The organism is Sphingomonas bacterium, from assembly GCF_903643065.1.
Classification (GTDB): Bacteria; Pseudomonadota; Alphaproteobacteria; order Sphingomonadales; family Sphingomonadaceae; genus Sphingomonas.
In genome coordinates this window covers 1-6,181 of sequence record NZ_CAHJWX010000126.1, presented here as the reverse complement: position 1 = coordinate 6,181, position 6,181 = coordinate 1, and the positions used below count along the sequence as shown (strand labels likewise).

Genomic DNA, 6,181 nt, shown 5'->3' with positions numbered 1-6,181 from the left:
CCCCTCCCCGTTCCGGGGAGGTATAAGGACGACCCATGCTCCTCTTCCTCCTCGCCGCCCTGAGTGGACAAGTCACCCCCGTCCAGCCGCTGCCCAAAGGCACGGGCCAGCCCCCGGCCATCGCCGCCGACGAGCCCGCCGTGCTCGCCGCCGTGCAGCGGATGTTCGATGGGCTCGCCGCGCGCGATCCCGCGCGCATCCTCGCCCAGACCCTGCCGGAGGGCGGCGCCACCGTCGCGAGCGAGGGCGCGGACGGCGCGCGGACGCTGCGCCACCTGAGTTGGGCCGCGTTCGCCGCCGGCCTCCACCCCGGCCCGGAACGCTACGCCGAGCGCCTGCTCGATCCCGCGATCGAGATCGATGGCGACATCGCGATGGTGTGGAGCCCCTACGTCTTCACCGTCGACGGCAAGCTCCAGCATTGCGGCACCGACCATTTCGATCTGGTCAGGGAAGCGGGCGCATGGAAAGTGCTCAACGTCACCTGGACGCAGCGCACGACCGGATGCGACGCGCAATGACCGCTGTCCTACATGCCCGCGTCGCGCTAGCCCGCGCCGGACATGGTCATGGCGCGCGCGAAAGGTCGCATATCCCCCCTCACGGGCATGACTTTCCGAGCGCGTCCACGTGTTGACGTCGCTGCTCATCGCCAATCGCGGCGAGATCGCGTGCCGCGTGATCCGCACCGCGCGGCGGCTCGGCATCCGCACGGTCGCGGTCTATTCGGACGCCGACGCGAAGGCGCTGCACGTCCGGCAGGCGGACGCGGCGGTGCATATCGGCCCGTCGCCGGCGCGCGAAAGCTACCTGATGGGCGAGCGGATCATCGCCGCCGCCCTTGAGACCGGGGCGGAGGCGATCCATCCAGGCTATGGATTTCTCTCGGAAAATGCCGACTTCGCGCAAAGCGTGATCGATGCCGGGCTGATCTGGGTAGGGCCGAAACCCGCCTCGATCCGCGCCATGGGGCTGAAGGACGCGGCCAAGCGACTGATGATCGCGGCGGGCGTGCCGACCACGCCCGGCTATCTGGGCGACGACCAGTCGCCCGAGCGATTGCAGGCGGAGGCCGACGCGATCGGCTATCCCGTGCTCATCAAGGCGGTCGCGGGCGGCGGCGGCAAGGGGATGCGGCAGGTCGACGCGCCGGCCGCGTTCGCCGACGCGCTGGTCAGCTGCCGGCGCGAGGCGGCGTCGAGCTTCGGCGACGATCGCGTGCTGCTGGAGAAGCTGATCCAGTCGCCCCGCCATATCGAGGTGCAGGTGTTCGGCGACCGCCATGGCAATGTCGTCCACCTGTTCGAACGCGACTGCTCGCTCCAGCGCCGCCACCAGAAGGTGATCGAGGAAGCCCCCGCGCCCGGCATGGACGAGGCGACGCGTGAGGCCGTGTGCGCCAGCGCCGTTCGCGCGGCGAGGGCGGTCGACTATGAGGGCGCCGGCACGATCGAGTTCATCGCCGACGCCAGCGACGGCCTGCGCGCGGACCGCATCTGGTTCATGGAGATGAACACCCGCCTCCAGGTCGAGCACCCGGTGACCGAGGAGATCACCGGCCAGGACCTGGTCGAATGGCAACTCCGCGTCGCCTCGGGCGAGCCGTTGCCGAAGCGGCAGGACGAGCTGCGGATTGACGGCTGGGCGATGGAGGCGCGGCTGTATGCGGAGGACCCGGCGAAGGCGTTCCTGCCGAGCATCGGGCCGCTGGAGCGTTTCAGACTGCCGGACTCTATCCGGCCGAGGAAGTACCAGGACTTCTTTGGCGCGTTCGTCGAGCCGGATCTGTCCTCCGCGATACTGAGGATCGAAACCGGCGTCGAACAGGGCGACCAGGTGTCTGCCTTCTACGATCCGATGATCGCCAAGGTGATCTGCCATGCTGAGGAGCGCGACGAAGCCGCTGTCGCACTCGGCATCGCGCTCGGCGACGCGCAGGTCTGGCCCATCAGGACCAACGCGACCTTCCTGCGTCTCCTCTTGGGCACAGGCGATTTTCTCACGGGCGACGTAGACACCGGATTTGTAGCACGGCACGAGGAGCGCGTCTGCATAGAGCCTAACCCGCAAGGATGGCTTGTCGACGAGGCGGCGCGCTTGCTCGTGACCAGCGACCCGACGCACCCGTCTGAACTGGCCGGCTTTCGCCTAAACGGGCCAGCGCGGACGACCGTCGGCATGAGTGATCGTGGCCGGACGATAACAGGCCGCCTCGGGCGCACGCTGACCTACAATCAGGCACACCACTCCCTCATCAGAAGAGACGGCGACGCCGTGCTCGCCACGCAGCTTGGCGGAACCTGGCGTTTTGCAGCGCCGCGTACTGACGGGGTTTCGGGAGGGGGAGCCGCCGACGGCGCGATCCTCTCGCCCATGCCCGGCCGCGTCATCGCGGTGGAGGTCGCGGGGGGCGCGGTGGTGACCATGGGACAGAAGCTCGTCACGCTGGAGGCGATGAAGATGGAGCATAGCCTGGTCGCGCCCTTCGACGGCACGGTGGCGGAACTGGATGCGCAGGCCGGGCAGCAGGTGAGCGAGGGGCGGCTGCTCGTCCGGGTGGAGCGGGCGGCGTGATCCACTCCACCGTCACCCTGAACTTGTTTCAGGGTCCATGCGCGACCGTTGATCAAAGGAGCATCGTCGTTGGACCGACGCGTTGCGCGTGGATGCTGAAACGCGTTCAGCATGACGAGCGCGCGCGCTGATGGCCGGCCGCCATTTCGAGGACTGGACCATCGGCGACACGCTCGCCCACGACATCCGCCGCACCGTCACCGAGACGGACAACCTCCTGTTCTCGGTCATGACCCACAATCCGCAACCGCTCCACCTCGACGCGGAGGCCGCCCGGGCGAGCGAGTTCGGGCGCATCCTCGTCAACGGCACCTTCACCTTCGCGCTGATGATCGGGCTGTCGGTCGGCGACACGACGCTGGGGGTGCTGGTCGCCAACCTGGGCTATGACAAGCTGGTCATGCCCAAGCCGGTGTTCATCGGCGACACGCTACGCGCCGAGACGGAGGTGACCGAGCTGCGCGAGAGCCGGTCGCGGCCGGCCGCCGGGCTGGTGACGTTCCGGCACCGGCTCCACAACCAGCGCGACGAGCTGGTCTGCGAATGCCTGCGCACCGCGCTCATCCAGCGTCGACCCGCCACCCGATCGGCTTGAAGCTGCCGCCATTGGACGCATAGGCCGAACATGCCGTCAGCCCGATCACCAGGTCCATCTCCGCCCGGAACACGATCCGGTCCCCCGCCTTGGACACCGGCGGCTCGACCGTGATCCGCCCGTCCGCGCCCACCGGGACGTTCATGAAGCAGTTGAACGCGGTCGGGATGCGGTCCGGCGTCACCCCGTACGGCGCCAGCGCCTCGGCGAGATTGCCGAAACAGCCGCGATGCACCGGCTGGTCGGGGTAGAAATGCCGGAACGTGTCGACCGAGCACGGCGTCAGCAGGAAGTCGTGCAGCCCGACCGTGTCCTCGACGATCGTCAGCATCGGCCGCGACCGGTTCGAGTAGAGCGCGTGCCCGGTCGTCAGCCGGATCGTCTCGGCGTAATCGAGCGTGCGACCCGACGAGACCATTTCGTCCAGGTCGAGCGCGTTGAAAGCGAGCAGGTCGGCGACCTGCACCCCTTCCACGTCGATCACCGTCAGCCGCTCGCCCGCCCGCAGCTCGAACGCCGTGCCCGAGCGCGGCGGGATCAGTCCTTCACGCATCGGCGCGATGGAACGGGCATTTCCAGCCATCGCCGACCGCGCGGCCCGAATATTGCCGCGCCTCGCTCAGCTCGCCATGGCGCGCCAGCATCGGGTTGACTGACCCCGCCAGCGCCACGTCGCGATCGAGGATGGAGGTGCGCAGCTTCTCGTACCGCTGCTGCGTGCGCAGCACCTCGAACTGGTCGTGGAGGTTGAACACCATCGCCGGCGTCTCGAACCGTCGCGCGGGGCGGCTCGCGCGCGGGTGAAGCCCGACGACGAAGAACGCCTCGCCCGCGAAGCTGAGCGAGAAATGCGGGTCCTCGGGGTCGCTGCTCACCGACGGATCGGGGCGGTTGCCGACCCAGGCGTCCTTGTCCGACAGCGACTGGGCGCGCGCCCACAGGTGTTGCTCGAACTGCTCCTCGCTCAGCTCGCCCGGCCCTTCGAACAGCACCACCATCGTGCGGAAGATCTCGCGTTCGCGGCGGTATTTGGCGACGGTGGTGGTCAGCGCCGGCAGGATGCGCAGGTCGTCCCACGCGCTGGTCAGGTCGCGCGCGACCAGGATGTCCATGCGCCCGCGGCTCAGCGCCGACTTGGCACCGACGCAAGGGAAGCTGGGCTGCTGGACGTTGGCGATGAAGGAACGTGCGAGCGGATGCTCGTTGTCATAGCTGATATGCCGCATAGGCCGGGACAACCGCCGAACCCCGCCCGCGTTGCGTGATCCATGTTCCTTCTTCACCTTTGTTATAGCGAAAGAATGCCACGTGCCGCCTGAAGCAAGCGCATGCGAAACGAGATGAGGAGTGGCGCGACACCATGCTGACCGGGCGGTTTCTGCTGGGCCGCTCGCGCGAGGCGCTCAGCGAGGACGAGTGCCTGGTGCTCGAAAACGCGGTGTCGTCGGTGCAGGAGCTTCCGGCGCGGTACACGATGATGCGGCGTGGCGAGCCGGTGAACACCAGCACGCTGTTGGTGGAAGGCTTCATGTGCCGCTATCTCGACGACCGCGACGGCTATCGCCAGCTCGTGTCGATGCACGTGCCCGGCGACTTCGTCGACCTCCACGGCTTCCCGATGAAGCGGCTCGATCACGATCTCGCCACGCTGGGACCGTGCAAGATCGCGCTCTTCGATCACAAGGTCCTGGCGGAACTCGTCGAGCGCTATCCGCACCTGACCCGCATGATGTGGTTCTCCACGCTGCTCGACGCGGCGATCCATCGCGAGTGGATCTTCCGCATGGGCCGGCTGGGCGCCGAAGGGCGCGTCGCGCACCTGTTCTGCGAGTTGAACGCGCGACTGTCGATGATCGGACTGGCGAAGGACGGGAGGTTCTCGCTGCCTGCGACCCAGTCGGACATCGCCGAGGCGTGCGGGATCACCGGCGTGCATGTAAACCGCGTGCTGCGCATCATGCGCGAACGCGATCTGCTGCTTTTTCGCAGTGGCGAGGCGCAAATCCGCGACATGGGACGTTTGCGGACGATGGCCGAGTTCGATCCCGCTTACCTGTACGGAAGCCGGTCCGAGTGGCTCGACTCCCAGGGAGAGCAGGGATGACGCAAACCATGTCGCACCAGGCCTTGACCAGCCCCGGAGAGGCGGCGGCCGAGAACGGGCAGGTGGTGCTCGACGGACCCGATGGCGTCACCGCCACCATGACGCCGGACGCGGCCGAGGAGACGGGCCGCCGCCTGATCGCCGCCGCCGCCGAGGCCCGCGAGCAGCGCGCCTAGCGCGGCAGGATCAAGGCCGCGTCGAGCCCGCCGCCCGGTCGGTTCGCGAGCCTCACCTCGCCGCCGGCGTCCCGCGCGATCGAGCGGGCGAGCGCGAGGCCCAGGCCGATCCCGCCCGTGTCGCGATTGCGCGAACCCTCCAGGCGGGTGAACGGGTCGAACACCGCCTCCATCCGATCGGGCGGGATGCCGGGCCCGTCGTCGCTCACCACCACCGCGATCTCGGCGGTCGGCTCGATCCGGACCGCCGCGCCGCCGCCGTACTTCACCGCGTTCTCGATCAGGTTGCGCACCGCACGCCGCATCAACCCCGGCCGCAGTCGCAACGGCAGCCGCGCCGCGTCGGCCAGCACGACGGGCGCGCCCAGGTCGCGAAAGTCCTCCACCACCGCGTCGACCAGCGCCGCCAGATCGACCTCCGTCGGTGGCTCGCTCGGCCGGCCGACACGCGCCAGCGACAGGATGTCGTCCAGCGTCCGGTTCATCTCCGCGATCGTGTCCGCCATCCGCGCGCGATCGGTATCGTCCTCGACCGATTCCACGCGCACGCGCAACGCGGCCAGCGGCGTGCGCAGGTCGTGGCCGAGCGCGCCCAGCATCCGGTCCTTCTCGTCGACCATCGCCGAGACGCGCAGGCGCAGCGCGTTGAAGGCGGCGACCAGCTGGCGCAGATCGTCCGGGCCCGAGACGCCCAGCGCCGGCGCGGGCACGGCGGGGTCGAACGCGGCGGCC

General features: G+C 68.9%; 8 protein-coding genes. 5 read left to right on the top strand and 3 right to left on the bottom strand.

Annotated features, from left to right (window positions below; genetic code table 11):
- Positions 1-35: 35 nt before the first annotated feature.
- The 3 genes from HUU95_RS06000 to HUU95_RS05990 all read left to right on the top strand — a co-directional run bounded on the left by HUU95_RS06000 (position 36) and on the right by HUU95_RS05990 (position 3,169).
- Positions 36-521, top strand: a complete 486-nt coding sequence (locus HUU95_RS06000; protein ID WP_174279283.1) for a nuclear transport factor 2 family protein — start codon at positions 36-38, stop codon at positions 519-521.
- Positions 522-630: 109 nt separating this feature from the next.
- A complete protein-coding gene (locus HUU95_RS05995; RefSeq protein WP_174279282.1) occupies positions 631-2,574 on the top strand; it encodes an acetyl/propionyl/methylcrotonyl-CoA carboxylase subunit alpha in 1,944 nt (647 codons plus the stop codon).
- Between the two features lie 130 nt (positions 2,575-2,704).
- Positions 2,705-3,169, top strand: coding sequence for a MaoC family dehydratase (locus HUU95_RS05990; RefSeq protein ID WP_174279281.1), 465 nt, complete (start codon positions 2,705-2,707; stop codon positions 3,167-3,169).
- Here HUU95_RS05990 and HUU95_RS05985 read toward each other — a convergent pair.
- Together HUU95_RS05985 and gntA are read right to left on the bottom strand one after the other, a co-directional pair.
- Positions 3,135-3,722: a DUF1989 domain-containing protein gene (locus HUU95_RS05985; RefSeq protein ID WP_174279280.1), complete on the bottom strand. Its 588-nt coding sequence runs from the start codon at positions 3,720-3,722 to the stop codon at positions 3,135-3,137. The two genes, HUU95_RS05990 and HUU95_RS05985, sit on opposite strands and share 35 nt — an antisense overlap.
- Positions 3,715-4,395 (bottom strand): guanitoxin biosynthesis heme-dependent pre-guanitoxin N-hydroxylase GntA, encoded by a 681-nt coding sequence (gntA, locus tag HUU95_RS05980; protein ID WP_174279279.1) that lies wholly within the window; start codon positions 4,393-4,395, stop codon positions 3,715-3,717. Before gntA ends, HUU95_RS05985 begins: the two co-directional genes overlap by 8 nt.
- 134 nt (positions 4,396-4,529) lie before the next feature.
- Here gntA and HUU95_RS05975 point away from each other — a divergent pair, with 134 nt between their 5' ends.
- Both HUU95_RS05975 and HUU95_RS05970 read left to right on the top strand, forming a co-directional pair.
- Entirely contained in the window at positions 4,530-5,273 is a 744-nt protein-coding gene (locus tag HUU95_RS05975; RefSeq protein ID WP_174279278.1) for a Crp/Fnr family transcriptional regulator, read from the top strand.
- Positions 5,270-5,449 (top strand): hypothetical protein, encoded by a 180-nt coding sequence (locus HUU95_RS05970; protein WP_174279277.1) that lies wholly within the window; start codon positions 5,270-5,272, stop codon positions 5,447-5,449. The genes HUU95_RS05975 and HUU95_RS05970 overlap by 4 nt, the downstream gene beginning before the upstream one ends.
- Here HUU95_RS05970 and HUU95_RS05965 read toward each other — a convergent pair.
- Positions 5,446-6,181 (bottom strand): sensor histidine kinase (locus HUU95_RS05965; RefSeq protein ID WP_254602651.1); only part of this gene is annotated, 736 nt, incomplete at its 5' end. The genes HUU95_RS05970 and HUU95_RS05965 overlap by 4 nt on opposite strands.